General features: G+C 37.5%; 19 protein-coding genes and 3 tRNA genes. 21 read left to right on the plus strand and 1 reads right to left on the minus strand.

Going from position 1 to position 19,096, the window contains the following annotated elements; translation table 11 throughout:
- Nucleotides 1-16: 16 nt before the first annotated feature.
- The 4 genes from rsmG (at nucleotide 17) to MOC86_RS04325 (ending at nucleotide 3,459) form a co-directional block, all read left to right on the plus strand.
- The gene (gene rsmG, locus MOC86_RS04310; RefSeq protein WP_268582948.1) at nucleotides 17-733 is read left to right on the plus strand and encodes a 16S rRNA (guanine(527)-N(7))-methyltransferase RsmG; all 717 of its coding nucleotides are present in this window, start codon (nucleotides 17-19) and stop codon (nucleotides 731-733) included.
- 108 nt (nucleotides 734-841) lie between these two features.
- Nucleotides 842-1,696: a nucleoid occlusion protein gene (gene noc, locus MOC86_RS04315; RefSeq protein WP_268582949.1), complete on the plus strand. Its 855-nt coding sequence runs from the start codon at nucleotides 842-844 to the stop codon at nucleotides 1,694-1,696.
- Nucleotides 1,697-1,859: 163 nt separating this feature from the next.
- A complete protein-coding gene (locus tag MOC86_RS04320) occupies nucleotides 1,860-2,642 on the plus strand; it encodes a ParA family protein (protein ID WP_019394667.1) in 783 nt (260 codons plus the stop codon).
- On the plus strand, nucleotides 2,614-3,459 hold the full coding sequence (locus MOC86_RS04325) for a ParB/RepB/Spo0J family partition protein (protein ID WP_019394668.1): 846 nt from the start codon (nucleotides 2,614-2,616) through the stop codon (nucleotides 3,457-3,459). The genes MOC86_RS04320 and MOC86_RS04325 overlap by 29 nt, the downstream gene beginning before the upstream one ends.
- 34 nt (nucleotides 3,460-3,493) lie before the next feature.
- On the opposite strand, the gene yyaC is transcribed toward MOC86_RS04325, so the two are convergent.
- The gene (gene yyaC / locus MOC86_RS04330) at nucleotides 3,494-4,117 is read right to left on the minus strand and encodes a spore protease YyaC (protein ID WP_268582950.1); all 624 of its coding nucleotides are present in this window, start codon (nucleotides 4,115-4,117) and stop codon (nucleotides 3,494-3,496) included.
- An 88-nt stretch (nucleotides 4,118-4,205) separates the two neighbouring features.
- On the opposite strand from yyaC, the gene MOC86_RS04335 reads away from it, so the two are divergent.
- The 17 genes from MOC86_RS04335 (at nucleotide 4,206) to yycF (ending at nucleotide 19,092) form a co-directional block, all read left to right on the plus strand.
- Nucleotides 4,206-5,225 (plus strand): hypothetical protein, encoded by a 1,020-nt coding sequence (locus MOC86_RS04335; RefSeq protein WP_019394670.1) that lies wholly within the window; start codon nucleotides 4,206-4,208, stop codon nucleotides 5,223-5,225.
- A gap of 66 nt (nucleotides 5,226-5,291) precedes the next feature.
- Entirely contained in the window at nucleotides 5,292-6,167 is an 876-nt protein-coding gene (locus tag MOC86_RS04340; protein ID WP_019394671.1) for a mechanosensitive ion channel family protein, read from the plus strand.
- Between the two features lie 19 nt (nucleotides 6,168-6,186).
- Nucleotides 6,187-6,387, plus strand: a complete 201-nt coding sequence (locus tag MOC86_RS04345) for a DUF951 domain-containing protein (protein WP_040060458.1) — start codon at nucleotides 6,187-6,189, stop codon at nucleotides 6,385-6,387.
- A 70-nt stretch (nucleotides 6,388-6,457) separates the two neighbouring features.
- Nucleotides 6,458-8,461: a molybdopterin-dependent oxidoreductase gene (locus MOC86_RS04350; protein WP_268582952.1), complete on the plus strand. Its 2,004-nt coding sequence runs from the start codon at nucleotides 6,458-6,460 to the stop codon at nucleotides 8,459-8,461.
- Nucleotides 8,462-8,582: 121 nt separating this feature from the next.
- Entirely contained in the window at nucleotides 8,583-9,683 is a 1,101-nt protein-coding gene (gene ychF / locus MOC86_RS04355; RefSeq protein WP_111923790.1) for a redox-regulated ATPase YchF, read from the plus strand.
- Between the two features lie 242 nt (nucleotides 9,684-9,925).
- On the plus strand, nucleotides 9,926-10,213 hold the full coding sequence (rpsF, locus tag MOC86_RS04360; protein WP_019394675.1) for a 30S ribosomal protein S6: 288 nt from the start codon (nucleotides 9,926-9,928) through the stop codon (nucleotides 10,211-10,213).
- A 33-nt stretch (nucleotides 10,214-10,246) separates the two neighbouring features.
- Complete coding sequence (ssb, locus tag MOC86_RS04365) at nucleotides 10,247-10,738, plus strand: single-stranded DNA-binding protein (protein WP_019394676.1); 492 nt, start codon at nucleotides 10,247-10,249, stop codon at nucleotides 10,736-10,738.
- A gap of 55 nt (nucleotides 10,739-10,793) precedes the next feature.
- A complete protein-coding gene (gene rpsR / locus MOC86_RS04370; RefSeq protein ID WP_019394677.1) occupies nucleotides 10,794-11,036 on the plus strand; it encodes a 30S ribosomal protein S18 in 243 nt (80 codons plus the stop codon).
- A 166-nt stretch (nucleotides 11,037-11,202) separates the two neighbouring features.
- A complete protein-coding gene (locus MOC86_RS04375) occupies nucleotides 11,203-12,138 on the plus strand; it encodes a YybS family protein (RefSeq protein WP_268582957.1) in 936 nt (311 codons plus the stop codon).
- Nucleotides 12,139-12,227: 89 nt separating this feature from the next.
- Nucleotides 12,228-14,201: a DHH family phosphoesterase gene (locus MOC86_RS04380; protein ID WP_268582958.1), complete on the plus strand. Its 1,974-nt coding sequence runs from the start codon at nucleotides 12,228-12,230 to the stop codon at nucleotides 14,199-14,201.
- A complete protein-coding gene (rplI, locus tag MOC86_RS04385; RefSeq protein ID WP_019394680.1) occupies nucleotides 14,198-14,644 on the plus strand; it encodes a 50S ribosomal protein L9 in 447 nt (148 codons plus the stop codon). The genes MOC86_RS04380 and rplI overlap by 4 nt, the downstream gene beginning before the upstream one ends.
- Nucleotides 14,645-14,739: 95 nt before the next feature.
- On the plus strand, nucleotides 14,740-16,110 hold the full coding sequence (gene dnaB / locus MOC86_RS04390; protein WP_019394681.1) for a replicative DNA helicase: 1,371 nt from the start codon (nucleotides 14,740-14,742) through the stop codon (nucleotides 16,108-16,110).
- 188 nt (nucleotides 16,111-16,298) lie between these two features.
- The gene (locus tag MOC86_RS04395; protein ID WP_124051733.1) at nucleotides 16,299-17,591 is read left to right on the plus strand and encodes an adenylosuccinate synthase; all 1,293 of its coding nucleotides are present in this window, start codon (nucleotides 16,299-16,301) and stop codon (nucleotides 17,589-17,591) included.
- 141 nt (nucleotides 17,592-17,732) lie between these two features.
- Nucleotides 17,733-17,804 (plus strand) — tRNA-Glu (locus MOC86_RS04400).
- A gap of 29 nt (nucleotides 17,805-17,833) precedes the next feature.
- A tRNA-Asp gene (locus MOC86_RS04405) sits at nucleotides 17,834-17,909 on the plus strand.
- Between the two features lies 1 nt (nucleotide 17,910).
- Nucleotides 17,911-17,983: transfer RNA gene (locus MOC86_RS04410), tRNA-Phe, on the plus strand.
- A gap of 407 nt (nucleotides 17,984-18,390) precedes the next feature.
- A complete protein-coding gene (gene yycF / locus MOC86_RS04415) occupies nucleotides 18,391-19,092 on the plus strand; it encodes a response regulator YycF (protein WP_019394683.1) in 702 nt (233 codons plus the stop codon).
- The last annotated feature ends 4 nt before the right edge of the window (nucleotides 19,093-19,096 follow it).

Here is a 19,096-nt window from a genome sequence, read left to right on the forward strand (position 1 = left end):
GAAAGGAATTTACCTAATGAATTCTACCCAATTTCAACAGTTGCTGGAGGCGAAAGGGATTTCTCTTTCGTCTCATCAACTTCATCAGTTTGAACAATACTTCCACATTCTTGTTGAATGGAATAAAAAAATGAATTTAACAGGCATTACAGAGAAAGAAGCCGTATATGAGAAACATTTTTTTGATTCTATTTCAGCCTCTTTTTTTGTTGATTTTAAATCTCTACATACACTTTGCGATGTAGGCGCAGGAGCAGGTTTTCCAAGTATTCCTCTTAAAATTTGTTTCCCTCATCTTCATGTTAGCATTGTTGATTCTTTAAAAAAGCGAATTGGTTTTTTAGATCATCTTGTTTCTGAATTAGGATTGGACAATGTATCTCTTTATCACGATAGAGCTGAGATTTTTGGAAAGAAAGAGCAGTTTCGTGAGAAATTTGACGCTGTAACAGCAAGAGCTGTCGCACGTATTTCAGTTTTGAACGAATTTTGTCTTCCACTTGTTAAGAAAAATGGCACATTCATTGCAATGAAAGGTGCTAGTGCTCAAGAAGAGCTTCAAAATGGTGAAAAATCACTTGAAGTTCTAGGCGGTAAACTTCGTGAAATCCATCATTTCACACTTCCATTTGAAGAAAGTGAACGCTACATTGTGACAATTGATAAAGTAAAAGCTACACCTAAAAAATATCCACGCAAGCCAGGCGTTCCAATCAAAACACCAATTGAATAATGTTTCATATGAAACGTCTTGAAAAATTTTAAGCTACGAATCAAGAAGGAAATTTAGACCGTATATCGAATTATGTAAGAGGGATTTTCCTTAAGGTGGTGTTGGACAATGAAATCTGCTTTTTCTCGCTTTTTTAATTTGAAAGACAAGCCAGAAGAGCATGAGATTGATATTGAGGAAAAGGAAATACGTGATGAAGTTAAGGAGTTGCCTGTTAGTCAAATTAGCCCAAACCGTTATCAGCCACGTACTATTTTCCAGGAAAATAAGATAGAAGAGCTTGCTCAAACAATCCGCACTCATGGTATTATCCAGCCGATTATTGTTCGGAAAATGACAGAGGGGCAATTCGAGATTATTGCCGGGGAAAGAAGATGGAGAGCTGTGCAATCTCTAGGATGGGTGACCATTCCAGCTATTGTAAAGCAGTTCAACGATACAGAAACAGCTTCTGTTGCCCTTATTGAGAACCTTCAGCGTGAGGAGCTTACTCCAATTGAAGAAGCGGTAGCCTATGCAAAGTTGATAGAGCTTCACAATTTGACACAAGAAGCATTAGCTCAAAGGTTAGGTAAAGGTCAATCCACAATTGCTAACAAGCTTAGACTTCTAAAACTTCCTGAAGAGGTTCAGGATAGCATTCGTCAAAAGCTAATTACAGAACGTCATGCAAGAGCTTTAATTTCCTTGAAAATTCCGCAGAAGCAAGTTGAACTACTGTATGAGATCATTGAGAAGAACCTAAATGTGAAGCAAACAGAAGATCGAATTGTGCAGTTATTAGACGGAACAAAACGAAAAGCAAAACCAAAGCGAAAAGCTTTTAGCAAAGATACTCGAATTGCGATGAACACAATTCGTCAATCGCTAACAATGGTACAAGATAGCGGCATTACGTTAAATTCTGAAGAAGAAGAGTTTGATGACTATTATCAATTTACAATTCGAATTCCGAAAAAATAGAAAGTAGTCGTTTCTTATAGACTTGATGCATAGCAAACGTTGTCCTCATCGTCCCTAGTTTTGATGAGGTTTTTCCCTTTCTGAAAGAGATTTTAGAAAATTCGTGATAAACTATCAATAAGAGTTTCATTATTCCAATGTTAAATAAAGGGTAGGTGACAGCATGGGGAAAATCATCGCGGTTGCTAACCAAAAGGGTGGAGTTGGTAAAACAACTACGGCTGTTAATCTTGGGGCATGTCTTGCGGCCCAAAACCATCAAGTGTTACTCGTAGACAGTGATCCGCAGGGAAATGCTACAAGTGGGGTTGGTATTGAAAAAGGAGATGTAGAACAGTGCATTTATGATGTGCTTACAGAAGATGTTGAACCAAGACAAGTGGTTTATCCAACAGGTGTAGAAAATCTTCACATCTTACCTGCTACAATTCAGTTAGCAGGTGCAGAAATTGAGCTTGTTTCAACTATTTCTAGGGAAGTTCGTCTAAAACGAGCACTTGATACAGTAAAAGAACACTATGATTATATTGTGATTGACTGTCCGCCTTCTTTAGGGTTGTTAACAATAAATGCATTAACAGCCGCGGATTCTGTTTTGATTCCTGTTCAATGTGAGTACTATGCTTTAGAAGGTCTTAGTCAGTTATTGAACACAGTGCGCCTTGTACAAAAACACCTGAATAAAGCTCTTAAAATTGAAGGTGTTCTACTTACAATGCTTGATGCGCGTACAAATTTAGGATTGCAAGTTACAGAGGAAGTTAAAAAGTACTTTAGAGATAAAGTGTATCAAACGATTATTCCGAGAAATGTTCGCTTAAGCGAAGCGCCTAGTCATGGTGCACCTATTATTTTATATGACCATAAATCTCGCGGAGCAGAAGTTTATATGGAGCTTGCAAAGGAAGTGATTTACAATGGGAAAAGGATTGGGGAAAGGAATTAACGCTCTTTTTTCTACTTATGACGAAAAAACGGATGAAACAGTACAAGAGATTCCGTTACGTGAACTTCGACCAAATCCATATCAGCCTCGGAAAATCTTTCATGAAGAAGCGATTCAGGAATTAAAAGAATCAATTGAACAGCATGGGATTCTTCAGCCGATTGTAGCACGAAAAAGTATTAAAGGATATGAGATTGTAGTTGGGGAAAGAAGATACAGGGCAGCAACAGAAGCAGGACTTGAAGTTGTTCCTGTTATTGTGCGGGAGTTAACAGAGAAGCAAATGATGGAGCTTGCTCTCTTAGAAAATCTTCAACGTGAAGATTTAACTCCAATTGAAGAAGGTATTGCTTACCAAACTTTAATCAGTCAACTTGAAATGACCCAAGAACAGCTTGCTTCTCGTTTAGGTAAGAGCAGACCGCATATTTCTAACCATTTAAGACTATTAAATTTGCCTCAAGAAGTACAAGGGTATTTAACTGAAGGAAAGCTTTCTATGGGACATGGCCGTGCTTTGTTGGGAGTAAAGGACAAGTCCCTTCTCGTAAAGCTAGCTCAAAAAGTGGTAGAAGAGAAGTGGAACGTTCGCTATCTTGAACAATATATTACAAAGTTAAATAAAGAAGAAAGTCAAAAAGAAGATAAACAGAAGCCAAAGAAAGATCTTTTCTTGAAAGAAAGTGAAACGCGCTTGAGAGAGCGATTTGGAACATCTGTTCATATTACACAACATAAGAAAAAAGGGAAAATTGAGATTGAGTTTTTCTCACCTGATGATTTAAACCGTCTTCTAGACTTGCTTCAAATGAAATGAAAAACCGCTACACATACTGATGTGTAGCGGTTTTTTACGTTTCCTTCAATGTTGGAGGAACTTTAAGTAATGTTGGTTTGCGAATACGTTGCATTTCTTTTCCTGCAAGTGCTATTCCTTCTGTAATCATATCAGCCATGCTCATTACAAGGTGAAGCCTTGTATTCTGAAGAACAAAGAATTCCATCAAACCGCTTACGTTTACAATTCCTGCAATATGAATGTCTCCAACAGGTGAGAGATTTTTATTCACTCCTGCCCCTGGTTTGACAGGACCAATCCCTAAAGTTACGGTTCCAATATTTTTACTTCTCCCTAGGCAAGCATCAATTCCAATAATAAAAGGTTTCACGTGAAGCTTTTGAATATGTTCTAGCATTTCATCAAGGTTAAGGGCATGAATAGGCTTGGCTAATGTGCCATATACATAAAAAGGGGAGAAAGGCTGTTCTTGAAGTTTAGTACCGATTAATGGACCCAATGAGTCACCTGTAGAACGATCTGTTCCAATACAAACAAAGACAATTGAACGGTGAGGTGAAAGTGGAGCAAGCTCTGTGAGTAACCGTTCAGCAAGTTTCTCACTTGCTAAGCTTTCATCATGAGCAACACGGAATAGAGATTTTGATTTATCAAATAAAGAATGCTTTAGATTCATAGGGTCCACTCCTTACACATAGTAGTAACAGTATACGAATAAAACAAGCTTTCTATACGTATGAAGGGAAAGAAATGGGGGAAAAGGAATGTGGAAATCAGGTTTTCAGTGGATTTTCTTAATTATGGGGACAATCATTGGTGCTGGCTACGCATCTGGACGAGAGCTATGGCAGTTCTTTGGAAAGGAAAGTGGGCTAGCTATAGTTTTATTCACTATTATCTTTTCTCTTTGCTGCTATACAATTATGAAAGTGAGTTATGAACAAAAAACGGAACATTTTATGCCATTATTAGAGAAACTAGTTGGTGCTAGGTGGGCCTCTGTTTATGATATTTTAATCATGCTCTATCTTTTTACGACAACGGTCGTTATGCTCGCAGGTGGAAGTACATCACTAGAGGCATTTGGTTTTTCCTATTGGGGAGGCATGATTTTATTTTGTGTATGTATTGTTATTATCTTTTTTAAAGGTGTACAAGGTATGATTACGATAAATACGCTTTTAACTCCTCTTTTAATTTTAGGTTTATTGGCAACACTGCTTATTTTTATTGGTCATGACCAAGGGGTAATGCCTCTCTTTGAAAAGCTTCAGCGGAATTGGCCCTCTGCTTTTACTTTTACATCTTTAAATGTGCTTTCCCTTGTAGCTGTGCTAGCAGCCGTCGGAAAAAAGATTAAAAGTATAGAAGAAATTAAAATTGCAAGCATTGGGAGCGGCCTTATCATTGGATTTCTTTCTTTCATTTATAACCGTGCTTTATTGTTTGTAGAAAGTGAAATGAGTCATTACGAAATTCCACTTTTTGCAATTATGAAAAGTTTTCCTTACTTAATGTCATTCATAATGACCATTCTATTAATATCGGCTATATATACAACAGCTGTTTCTAGCATTCTTGGGTTTTTAGCCCGCATTAAAGAAGCTGTCGGATTACCTCTTCCTATCCTTGCTGTGTTATTATTACTTATTATGGTTCCGTTTACAATGGTAGGATTCTCAACGTTAATTGCTGTTCTTTACCCTATTTATGGGATTCTGAACCTTTATTTACTAGCGGGAATTTTAGCATATCCTATTATAAATCGGTACAAATCTGAATGAAAAGTTGCTAAAATATAAAGGAAGTTTTCTATCTTTCGGAACGAATAGGGGAAGGAAGAATAAAAAGTGAATGCAACAGAGAAAGCAATAGATAAAATTGTCGGTTATTTATCCAATGAAGACCTATGGATCTTAATTGGGGAAAAATGTTTAAAAATCATTTTAATTCTCGTTCTATCTTTTCTTTTTATTAGAGTAGGAAAAGCTCTATTAAACAAATCTTTTGAAGTCAGAATGAAGAGTCCACTGCGAATTTCGGAAAGACGGGAAGCTACTATTAGTCGCCTCCTCCAAAATACGCTAACTTATTTTACGTACTTTGTTGCAATTGTTATGATTCTAGAGACGCTTTCCTTAGAAGTCCGAGCTCTTCTTGCGGGAGCAGGAGTTGTTGGACTTGCTATTGGATTTGGAGCACAAAACTTAGTACGTGATATTATTACAGGTTTCTTTATTATATTTGAGGATCAGTTCTCAGTTGGAGACTATGTACGAATTACAAACTTTGAAGGAACTGTTGAAGAAATTGGAATTCGGACAACAAAAATTAAAAGCTGGACAGGAGAGCTTCACATTTTTCCAAACGGAAACATTACTGATGTGACAAACTTTTCTATCCATAATAGCATGGCTGTAGTTGATGTGAATATTTCATATAAAGAAGATATCGAAAAAGCAGAGAAAGTGATTCTAGAACTTTTACCACAGCTTCCTGCTCGTTATGAAAATATGGTAAAAGAACCTGAACTTTTAGGAGTTCAAAGTTTGGGACCAACAGAAGTGATGATAAGAGTTGCTTGTGAAGTGAAACCAATGACACATGTTCCAATTGCTAGAAAAATGCGCAAAGACATTAAAGGTGTTCTAGATGCGAATGGTATTCAAGTTCCATTTGCTCAAATGATGATGTACAATCCATCAAATAGCACAAAGCCCCTTTAAAAAATAGAAAGAGGAGCGAATAGTAGTGGATAAAGAATTTGATCTCTATGATATTGTCGAAATGAAAAAACCACATCCTTGTGGTGAAAATCGCTGGAAAATCATCCGTATGGGGATGGATATCCGAATTAAATGTGAAGGATGTTCACATAGTGTTATGATTCCGAGAAGAGAATTCTCGCGAAAGTTGAAAAAGATCCTTGTAAAACACGAGGAATAATTGTACCTCATCGCCTTTTTAAAGCGATGAGGTTGTTTTTTTAGCATTATTCATAAGAAGGAGAGGTAGAATGGGCGAAATCAGACAATCAGCTTGTCCATTGAACTGTTGGGATAGCTGTGGCTTTTATATCGAAGTTGAAGATGGGAAGGTGAGAAAAGTCGACGGAGACCCTACTCACCCGATTACAAAAGGGAAAATTTGTGGACGAGGAAGAGCATTAGAAACGAGAACAAACTCATCTAAGCGCCTTACCGTTCCTTTGAAAAAAATCAACGGTACATTTGAGGAAATTTCATGGGAAAAAGCGTTAGAAGAGATTAGCCAAAATTTAATAAATGTAAAGGCAAGATACGGTTCAGAAGCTGTTTTACATAGTCATGACTATGCTAATAATGGTCTTTTGAAAAATTTAGACAAACGTTTTTTTAATGCATTTGGAGGAGTTACGGAGCTTTACGGAAGTATTTGCTGGGGAAGTGGTATTGAAGCACAAGTATGGGACTTCGGTGCTTCACATAGTCATTCTCCAGAAGATATTTTACACAGTAAAAATATTGTGATTTGGGGACGCAACGTAGCTCGTACAAATATGCATCTTTTTAATTATTTACAAGAAGCGAAGAAAAAGGGCGCAATAATTACGGTTATTGACCCTATTCATAATGCAACAGCAAAACTTGCTCATCACTATGTGTCAGTAAAGCCTGGTATGGATGGATTACTTGCAATTGGGATTATGAAAGAGCTCCTTGAAAAAGATGTGTATGATAAAGAATTTGTAGAAAAATATACGCATGGATTTTCTGATCTTTGTAAGCTTTTAGACTCTCTGACAATGGAAGAGATTTTAGATAAAACAGAAGTTTCAAGAGACATTATTTCTTTGCTTGCATCTCTTTATGAAAGTGGTCCAACTTCAACTTATCTTGGTCTCGGTATGCAACGTTATCAAAATGGGGGAAATACGATTCGACTCATTGATGCTCTTGTTGCTCTAAGTGGGAACGTAGGAATCAAAGGGGGAGGTTCCCATTTCGGAAATACGCAAGTTGGGGAGAGTTTCAATATAAAAGAGCTCTCAAGACAAGATTTAAAAGAAACAAACCGTAAGTTTTCCATGATGACTCAAGCAAAGGAAATGATGGAGGCAAATGAACCACCAATCAAAACGGTAATTGTTACTTGTGGAAATCCACTTACTCAAGTTCCGGACACAAATAGCGTGCACAAAGCTTTTTCTAATGTGGAAACATTGATTGTATTTGAACAATTTATGACAGATACAGCGCTTCTTGCTGATTATATATTGCCTGTTACAACAGTTTTTGAAGAAACGGATATCTATTTTTCTTCTATGTATCATGGATATATGAACTATAGTGAAAAAGCAGTAGAGCCTCCAGGACAAGCAAAGTCTGATTTGTGGATTTGGACAGAACTTTCGAAACGGTTGGGGTTTTTCGATCTCTTTAATTATACGATTGATGAATTTTTAGCAATGGGTCTTTCTTCTTTGAGTGAAAAGGGCATAACCCTTGAAAAACTAAAAGAAAAGCATCATATATTGTTACCAGTTAAAGCTGTGCCTTGGGAAGATCGACGTTTTAAGACACCAAGCGGAAAGTATGAATTTACGTCTCTTAAAGCTAGTGAAGCAGGATATAGCGGCCTTCTCTCAGCATCATTACCTGGTGAAGTGGAAAAAGAAAAGGGGAAAGAGAGCTCAAGGTATCCTTATACACTTTTATCTATTCATCCTTTAAGATCTAATCACTCCCAGCACTATCATGTCTTAAAAGGAATGGACAAGGCAACAATTGATATATCACCCGATATTGCTCTTGAAAGAGAATTGAAAAACGGAGATCGTATCCGTGTGTACAATGATCGAGGTGTGCTAGAGGGAGAAGTGAAAATTTTAAAAGAAGCCCATCCTAGAACAGTTAATATTGATGAAGGAAGATGGAGAACGATGGGAGAAACCGTCAACGTACTTACATCTAGTGCTCTTTCTGATAATGGATTAGGAAGCTCTCTTTATGATTGTGTTGTAAACATAGAGAAGCTCTAGGAAAGAAAGGTTGTATTCTTTTTCAGAAATCTCTATAATTGTGAAAGGTTGAAGTAATAGTGAACACGGGCATGAGACGTGTTAGACAATAGATTGTTCAAAATGAAGAGGAGTGGTTGAAGTGGCTTTAACAGCAGGAATTGTTGGTCTTCCAAACGTAGGGAAATCAACATTATTTAATGCCATCACACAAGCAGGAGCAGAATCAGCAAACTATCCGTTCTGTACAATTGACCCGAACGTAGGAATTGTTGAGGTACCTGATGAGCGATTACAAAAATTAACAGAACTTGTAAAACCAAAAAAGACAGTTCCAACAGCATTTGAATTTACAGATATTGCAGGGATTGTAAAAGGTGCAAGTAAAGGTGAAGGACTTGGAAACAAGTTTCTATCACATATCCGTGAAGTAGATGCTATCTGTCAAGTTGTTCGTTGCTTTGCAGATGATAACATCACACACGTATCAGGCAAAGTCGATCCAATTGCAGATATTGAGACAATCAACTTAGAGCTTATCTTAGCAGATTTAGAAACAGTTGAGAAACGTATTGGTCGCGTTGGTAAAATGGCGAAACAAAAAGATAAAGAAGCAGTATTTGAATATGAGATTCTTGAAAAGCTAAAAGAAGCATTTGAAGCAGAAAAGCCAGCGCGTGCTGTTAGCTTTACTGAAGAACAAGCACGTGTTGTAAAAGGTCTTCACCTTCTTACAATTAAACCAACTCTTTATGTAGCAAACGTAGGGGAAGATGAAGTTGCAGATGCTTCTGAAAATGAATATTTAAAACTTGTTCAAGACTATGCTGAAAAAGAAGGCGCAGGCGTAATTGTTGTTTGTGCAAAAATCGAGTCTGAAATTGCTGAACTTGAAGGAGAAGAAAAAGAAATGTTCCTTGAAGAACTAGGCATTAAAGAGTCTGGATTAGATCAGCTTATTCGTGCAACATATGAGTTACTTGGACTAGCAACATACTTTACGGCAGGTGAACAAGAAGTGCGTGCATGGACGTTCCGTAATGGTATGAAAGCTCCTGAGTGTGCTGGAATCATCCATACAGACTTTGAGCGTGGTTTTATCCGTGCTGAAACAGTAGCTTATGAGGATCTTCTTGAAGCTAAAACAATGGGTGCAGCTCGTGAAGCTGGAAAAGTACGTTTAGAAGGAAAAGAGTACATTGTTCAAGATGGAGATGTTATTCACTTCCGCTTCAACGTATAAAAAACCGAGAATCTCTCGGTTTTTTTCTTTATACAAATAGACGAACATACGTTTCTTTGATATGATAGTAAAAAGAAGATAGTTAACTTAATCAAAAAACTAAAAAGCTATGTTTAAAATTTATTTTATCAGCCATTGCAACGTATAGTTTCCTATGCTATAATTTTTAGATGTGAGTAATGACTATTGCTCCTTGCTCTATTTTCAAATAGGGCCGTTTAGACCAAGAGGAGGTGACTATAATGAAAAAGTACGAAGTTATGTACATCATTCGTCCAAACATTGATGATGAAGGTAAAAAGGCACTAGTTGAGCGTTTCAACGGTGTTATCACAAGCAATGGTGCTGAAGTTACAGAAGCAAAAGAATGGGGTAAGCGTCGTCTAGCTTACGAAATCAACGACTTCCGTGATGGATACTATATGCTTTTAAAAGTACAAGGTGAAACTCAAGCAGTTAACGAATTCGACCGTCTTGCTAAATACAGCGAAGACATCATTCGTCATATTGTTGTAAGAGAAGAAGCTTAATTATTGAACGAAATTCTGTAAGAGGTGGTTCTCATGATCAATCGCGTTATTCTTGTTGGCCGTTTAACGAAAGACCCTGAATTACGCTATACGCCAAATGGAGTCGCTGTAGCAACTTTTAGTTTGGCAGTTAATCGCACATTTACAAATCAGCAAGGCGACCGTGAAGCTGACTTCATTAATTGCGTCGTTTGGCGTCGTCAAGCTGAGAACGTAGCAAACTTCTTGAAGAAAGGAAGTTTAGCTGGTGTTGATGGCCGAATTCAAACCCGTAGCTATGACAATCAAGAAGGTCGTCGTGTCTATGTCACTGAAGTGGTAGGAGACAACGTTCAATTTCTTGAGCCGAAGAGCGGAAGCGGTGGCGGAAATTCTAATAACAATTTCCAAAGCTCTCCAAATCAAGGTTCTCCATTTGGACAAGATCAGAACCGCAACAATCAAGGATATACACGTGTAGATGATGATCCGTTCTCAAGCAACGGAGATACGATTGACATTTCAGATGATGATCTGCCATTCTAATTCATCACACAATAGATCGAGTTTTAATAATCTCAAATAGAAGGGAGGACTTGACATGGCAGCAGGAGGACGTAAAGGTCGCGGTAAACGTCGTAAAGTGTGTTTCTTCACAGCAAACGGAATCACTCATATCGACTATAAAGATGTAGATCTTCTTAAAAAGTTCGTTTCTGAACGTGGTAAGATCCTACCTCGTCGTGTAACAGGAACTAGTGCGAAATATCAACGTAAGCTTACAAGAGCTATCAAGCGTTCACGTCAAATGGCACTTCTTCCATATGTAGCAGACGAGAAGTAAGTTGTTTAAAAAGAGACAGTAAGTTACACTTACTGTCTCTTTTTTTATCGTATAAACATATTGTGAACACTTTTTGACATAAGGATTATTTAATGTAAAAGTTTGCGTCGGGTGTCTCATCTAGATAAAATATAAGATAGTGTAGTTTAAAAAGTGAGGTGAAGTTGTGAATAAAGCACGGACATTAACTGAAGGAGCAATGAACTTAGCAATTTTTATTGTTCTGCTTCTCATTACAATTTACGTTCCAGCTCTTGGTGTTTTGGCTGCTTTTACCCTTTCTATCCCTTTTATTATATATACAGTTCGTCATGGGCTTAAAAATGGGATTTTTATGGTAATTATAGCGATTCCTATAACATTGCTTCTTGGTACATATGTATTATTACCTTTTGCATTTATGTTCGGAATTAGTGGGGTTGTAATGGGACATCTTTTTTCAAAAACGAAATTAGCATATGTGGTTCTCTTAGGAGGAACAGTTTCCTTTGCTTTAACATTGCTTTTGCAGGTTGTAGTAGCTAGTGTTTTCCTTAACGTTGATTTACAAGGAGTTTTTCAGCAATCTGTAAACGACTCAATACAGAGGTCAGAAGAGATTATGAAATCGGTTGGGCAAGCCCCTGTAGAAGAAGAAATTGAACTCATTCGAGAGAACATGCGGATGATGACATATCTTATCCCAACATTACTTGTTGGGGCTGGTGTAATATTAGCATTTATTACTCAGCTTTTCTCAGTACCAGTATTGAAACGCTTAGGGCACAAACCAGTTTCATTTCCACCATTACGTGATTTACGTTTACCTAAGTCTCTTCTTTGGTACTACCTTATCACTTTAGTATGCTCCCTTATCCCACTTGATGAAGGATCATTTGGGTATATAGCAGTGATTAACTTACTTATGGTACTTCAGTGGCTTATGTTTCTTCAAGGTGTATCGTTTCTTTTCTATTACTTTCATAGCAAAGGAAGATCAAAAGCAATCCCTGTTGTTATTACGATAATTGCTTTAGTTATTCCACCTGCTGGAACAGTATTACGTATTGTTGGAATTGTAGATTTAGGGTTTAACCTCAGAAAGAACAATTCTGAATCTTAACCTAGAATAGAGCATATTCTTTCAAACAAGAAGGCATTTTTGCGTGTATAATAGAATAAATAAGTAGTTTAAATAGGGAGTTGAAATGTATGCCTATCTTTCAAAAAAAGCATATCATTCGTCTTCCTTTTTACCTTTTATATAGTTTTGCTTTGATTATAACAGCAATCATTACGTATGAAAATTGGTATGTAGGGGCTGCGGGATTTGCTGTTCTTCTTGGCATGTTGTATCTCTATATAAAAATGGAACGAATGATCATGACAGAGTTAGAAGCCTACATTTCCACACTTTCGCATCGTGTGAAGAAAGTAGGAACAGAAGCTTTAATGGAAATGCCTATTGGGATTATGCTTTTCAATGATGATTATCAAATTGAGTGGACTAATTCTTTTCTAGCTTCATGTTTTGCTGAAGAAACGTTAGTAGGGAGATCGCTTTATGATGTATTAGACAGCATTGTGCCGCTAATTAAACAAGAAGTAGAATCTGAAGTTGTTACAATTTATGATCGCCGGTATAAAGTTATCATTAAAAGAGATGAACGTTTAGTTTATTTCTTTGATGTAACAGAACAGGCTACGATTGAGAAGCTATATGAAGAAGAAAAAACAGTTTTTGGCATCATTTTTCTTGATAACTATGATGACTTGACTCAAAGCATGGATGATCAAGTGAAAAGTAATTTAAATAATCAGGTAACATCGATCATTAATCGGTGGGCAAATGAACAAGGCATTCTTATCAAGAGAACTTCTTCTGAGCGCTTTGCTGCCATTTTGAATGAACGTATTCTCTCTCAATTAGAACGAGACAAATTCTCTATTCTAGATCATGTAAGGGAAGAAACTTCTAAGCAAAATATTTCTCTAACTTTAAGTATTGGACTTGGGATTGGCTCTTCATCATTGCCGGAGTTAGGAACACTGGCTCAGTCGAGCCTTGACTTAGCATTAGGGCGTGGTGGTGACCAAGTAGCAATTAAGCTTCCAAGTGGAAAAGTAAAATTCTACGGTGGGAAAACAAACCCTATGGAGAAGCGAACTCGAGTAAGAGCACGCGTTATCTCCCATGCGTTAAAGGAGCTTATCACAGAGAGTGAAAATGTGATTATTATGGGACACAAGTATCCAGATATGGATGCCATTGGAGCTGCCATTGGAATCTTAAAGGTAGCAGCTGTGAACAATAAAAAAGGCTATATTGTGCTTGATCAAGAAAGAACAGACTCTAGTGTACAAAAACTATTAAGCGAGATTAAAAAAGACGAGAATTTGTGGCCGCATTTTGTTTCACCAGAAGAGGCACTTAATATGGCTCAGGATCAATCGCTCCTTGTTGTTGTGGATACCCACAAGCCATCTCTTGTTATCGAAGAACGTTTGCTTAATAAAATAGATAGTGTTGTCGTTATTGACCACCATCGAAGAGGAGAAGACTTCGTTAAAAACCCCCTTCTTGTATATATGGAACCATATGCTTCTTCAACAGCTGAGCTTGTAACAGAGCTCTTAGAATATCAACCAAAGCGTTTTAGTATTAATATGCTCGAAGCTACAGCATTGCTTGCAGGGATTATTGTAGATACGAAAAGCTTTACGCTTCGTACAGGATCTCGAACATTTGATGCAGCCTCTTTCTTACGTTCACAAGGTGCAGATACTGTGCTTGTGCAGAAGTTTTTAAAGGAAGATATGGATCACTATGTTAGGCGGGCAAAGATTATCGAAAAAACTTGTATATATAAAGCAGGGATTGCTATCTCAAAAGCCCCAGAGAACGTTGCTTTTAGTCCGGTTCTTATTGCTCAAGCAGCAGATACATTGCTTTCAATTGACGGTGTTGTCGCCTCTTTTGTTATTGCTAAGCGTGAAGACGACCAAGTTGGAATTAGTGCTCGTTCATTAGGAAATGTGAATGTTCAAGTCGTTATGGAAGGTCTACAAGGAGGCGGACATTTGACAAATGCCGCTACACAGTTGCAAAATATCAATATCGATGAAGCTGAAAATAGATTAAAAGAAGTCATTGATGAGTACTTGGAAGGAGGAACACAATCATGAAGGTAATCTTTTTAAAAGATGTAAAAGGTAAAGGTAAAAAAGGAGAAACAAAAAACGTAGCTGATGGCTATGCACATAACTTTCTATTAAAACAAGGTTTAGCTGTTGAAGCAACAAACAGCAATGTTAAACAACTTGATGCTCAAAAGAAAAAACAAAAAGAGCTTGAAGCAGAGGAGCTAAAAGAAAGCCAAGAGCTTAAAAAGACACTTGAGGCTTTAACGGTTGAGCTAACAGCTAAATCTGGTGAAGGTGGCCGTTTATTTGGATCTGTTACAAGTAAGCAGATTGCTGAGGAATTAAAGAAAAAGCATAATATCAAAGTAGACAAACGTAAAATTGAACTTGATGATGCTATTCGTGCTTTAGGCTATACAAACGTTCCTGTTAAGCTTCATCCTGAAGTGACAGCAACGGTAAAAGTACATGTTACAGAAGCTTAATGATAACTATAGAGATGAAGATAATAGACAGCATGAAGGCTGTCTATTATCATTCATAGCGAATAAAAATAATGGAAATGAAGGGGCAAATAACTATGAGTGATTTGTTTGCAGATCGTATTCCGCCCCAGAATATTGAAGCAGAACAAGCAGTGCTTGGGGCAATCTTTTTAGAGCCATCTGCATTAACAATGGCTTCTGAGATTTTGATTCCAGAAGATTTTTATAGAGCTGCACATCAGCGTATTTTCAACTGCATGCTTACACTAGCAGATCAAGGGGAACCTGTTGACCTTGTCACTGTAACGTCTGAGCTTGCTGATCAAAAGACGCTTGAAGAAGTAGGGGGCGTATCTTACTTAAGTGATGTAGCAGAATCAGTACCAACAGCAGCAAATATTGAATACTATGCCAAAATAGTAGAAGAAAAATCCATTTTGCGTCGTCTTATTCGTACTTCAACAACAATTGCCTCTGATAGTTATACAAGAGAGGATGATGTTGAGGCGCTTTTACATGATGCTGAAAAAAGTATCTTAGAAGTAGCTCAGCGTAAAAATACAGGAGCTTTTCAAAGCATTGGTGATGTTTTAGTTGAAACATATGACAATATTGAAGAGCTTCAAAATCGAAAGGGAGATATTACAGGTATCCCGACAGGTTTTACTGAGCTAGACCGAATGACCGCAGGATTTCAGCGGAATGACCTCATTATTGTTGCTGCTCGTCCTTCTGTAGGGAAAACTGCTTTCGCCTTAAATATTGCACAAAACGTAGCTACCCGAACAGATGAGAATGTAGCTATTTTCAGTCTTGAGATGGGTGCTCAGCAGCTTGTTATGCGTATGCTATGTGCAGAAGGAAACATTGATGCTCAAAATATGAGAACTGGGGATCTCACTCAAGAGGACTGGAGCAAATTGACGATGGCAATGGGTTCTCTTTCAAATGCAGGGATTTATATTGATGATACTCCTGGGATACGGGTAGGAGATATTAGAGCAAAATGTCGACGTTTAAAACAAGAGAATGGCCTTGGGATGATCTTAATTGACTATTTACAGCTTATCCAAGGTAGTGGACGCCATAAAGGTGAAAACCGTCAGCAGGAAGTTTCCGAGATTTCACGTGCCTTAAAAGGGTTAGCACGTGAGTTGGAAGTCCCTGTAATTGCGCTCTCACAGCTTTCTCGTGGAGTTGAACAAAGACAAGATAAGCGTCCGATGATGTCTGATATTCGTGAATCAGGGAGTATTGAGCAGGATGCTGATATTGTAGCTTTCTTATATCGTGATGATTATTATGATAAAGAAACAGAAAATCAAAACATTATTGAGATTATTATTGCAAAGCAGCGTAATGGTCCTGTTGGAACTGTTCAGCTTGCTTTCGTAAAAGAATATAATAAATTCGTAAACCTTGAGCGGCGTTTTGATGATGCAAGTGCACCTCCGCCAGCTTCGTAGAAACCTCTTCATAATTGATGAAGAGGTTTTTTACTTTTGTAGAATAAGAAAACGCTTTTTAGGCGAACATATTTGGAAAAGAAATATTAATTGTTCGTGTTTTGTTGACTTGCAAATCTTAAATTGGTACACTTAGAACGTTCAATAAGGAAATAGACTTCTAATTGTAAAGGCGGAGGTGCGATCATATGTCTTCTGTAGTAGTTGTTGGTACACAGTGGGGAGACGAAGGAAAAGGTAAAATTACTGACTTCCTTTCAGAAAATGCTGAGGTAATTGCTCGTTATCAAGGTGGAAATAATGCAGGACATACAATTAAATTCAATGGTGAAACATATAAACTACATTTAATTCCTTCAGGAATTTTTTATAGTGATAAGATTTGTGTTATTGGCAATGGAATGGTTGTAGATCCAAAAGCACTTATCACAGAACTTAAGTATTTACACGATCGTAATGTAACAACAGACAATTTACGTATTAGTAACCGTGCGCACGTTATTCTTCCATACCACATCAAATTAGATGAAGTAGAAGAAGAGCGCAAAGGAGCAAACAAGATCGGAACAACGAAAAAAGGAATTGGCCCAGCATACATGGACAAAGCTGCCCGAGTTGGAATCCGAATTGCAGATCTTTTAGATCGTGAATCATTCGAAGAAAAATTAAAACAGAATCTAAAAGAGAAAAACCGTCTTCTTGAAAGAATGTACGAAGTAGAAGGCTTCAAAATTGAAGATATTCTAGATGAGTATTATGAATATGGTCAACAGTTTGCAAAATATGTTTGTGATACATCTGTTGTTTTGAATGATTCTCTTGATGAAGGTCGTCGTGTTCTATTTGAAGGAGCACAAGGCGTTATGCTAGACATTGACCAAGGAACATATCCATTTGTTACATCTTCAAATCCTGTGGCAGGTGGCGTAACAATTGGTTCTGGTGTTGGTCCAAGTAAAATCAAGCACGTTGTTGGAGTAGCAAAAGCTTATACAACACGCGTTGGTGACGGTCCTTTCCCAACAGAGTTAGATAATGAAATTGGTCAACAAATCCGTGAAGTTGGACGTGAATATGGTACAACAACAGGTCGTCCCCGCCGCGTTGGTTGGTTTGATAGCGTTGTTGTTCGTCATGCTCGTCGTGTTAGCGGGATTACAGACCTATCTCTTAACTCTATTGATGTATTAACAGGCCTTGAAACAGTGAAAATCTGTGTTGCATATCGCTATAGAGGGGAAGTTATTGAAGAATTCCCAGCAAGCTTAAAAGCATTAGCAGAATGCGAACCTGTTTATGAAGAAATGCCTGGCTGGACTGAAGATATCACAGGTGTGAAATCTTTAAGCGAGCTCCCTGAAAATGCCCGTCATTATATTGAACGTGTGTCACAACTTACAGGAATTCCGCTATCAGTCTTTTCAGTCGGTCCTGATCGTACACAAACAAACGTTATTCGCAGCGTATATGGTCCAAGATAAAGGGAAAAGCCTGCAAATTGCAGGCTTTTTTTCTTTTTTTAAAACTTTTTTCAAAAAAAGTGAATAAATTTCTGAAATACTATTGCTTTATGTTTAAAATGATGATAATATAATCAATGTCGCTAAGATATTAATCAATGTGGCCCGTTGGTCAAGCGGTTAAGACACCGCCCTTTCACGGCGGTAACACGGGTTCGAATCCCGTACGGGTCATCTTTATAATACATACTTTAACACGGTTTGGTCCCGTGGTGTAGCGGTTAACATGCCTGCCTGTCACGCAGGAGATCGCGGGTTCGATTCCCGTCGGGACCGCCATGGCTCAGTAGCTCAGTTGGTAGAGCAATGGACTGAAAATCCATGTGTCGGCGGTTCGATTCCGTCCTGAGCCACTTCTAAAACACGACAAATATTGTCGTGTTTTTTGTATGGAAAAAAGACTTTTCACATATGACAAAAGTAATACAAATGAATTACAAATTTTCCTTTATCAGTGATATCTTTTTTAAGGTATGATACATTAATAAAGTTGGAAAAAATGCCTTTTTATATTTTAAGCAACTAAATTTCTATTTTTAGAAAGAGAAAGATGTAAAGGGCATCCAGGGTTGACTTTTCATGATATATACAATAAAGATAAATATAGAAAAATAAAAGCCTCTAGCTCTGTCTAGAGGCTTTCCTGTAGTGGAAATGAGCAATATAGACCAAACTATATTAGAATGTTAAAGTGTGTATGCAGTATAATAAAGGTACGATGTATTCGTATGATTTTATGCAATTAAAGGAGCCGGATAAAATGGATAAACGTATTCTAGTCGTTGATGACGAGAAACCAATCGCGGATATTTTAAAATTTAACCTACAAAAAGAAGGATATGAAGTTCACTGCGCTTACGATGGAGTAGAAGCATTAGAAAAAGTAGAAGAAGTGCAGCCAGAACTTGTTTTATTAGATATTATGCTTCCTCAAAAAGATGGGATGGAAGTCTGCCGAGAAATTCGCAAAAAATATGAAATGCCTATTATTATGCTAACAGCTAAAGATTCAGAAATCGATAAAGTATTAGGACTTGAGCTAGGAGCAGATGACTATGTCACCAAACCATTTAGCACAAGGGAATTAATTGCTCGGGTAAAAGCAAATCTGCGTCGTCATCAAGCAGTAGCTTCTGAAGCAGGACAACAAAATGAAATTCAGATTGGCTCTTTAGTAATCCATCCTGATGCGTATATTGTATCTAAACGTGGAGAGCTTATTGAACTAACTCATCGTGAGTTTGAGCTCCTACATTACTTAGCTAAACATATTGGACAAGTTATGACTCGTGAACATTTATTACAAACAGTATGGGGTTATGACTACTTTGGAGACGTACGTACTGTTGACGTAACAGTTCGCCGTTTACGTGAAAAAATTGAAGATAACCCAAGTCATCCGACTTGGATTGTAACACGAAGAGGTGTGGGGTACTATCTCCGTAATCCAGAGCAGGAGTAGTAGA

The sequence above is a fragment of the Priestia endophytica genome, assembly GCF_026790145.1.
GTDB classification, from domain to species: Bacteria; Bacillota; Bacilli; order Bacillales; family Bacillaceae_H; genus Bacillus_I; species Bacillus_I endophytica_A.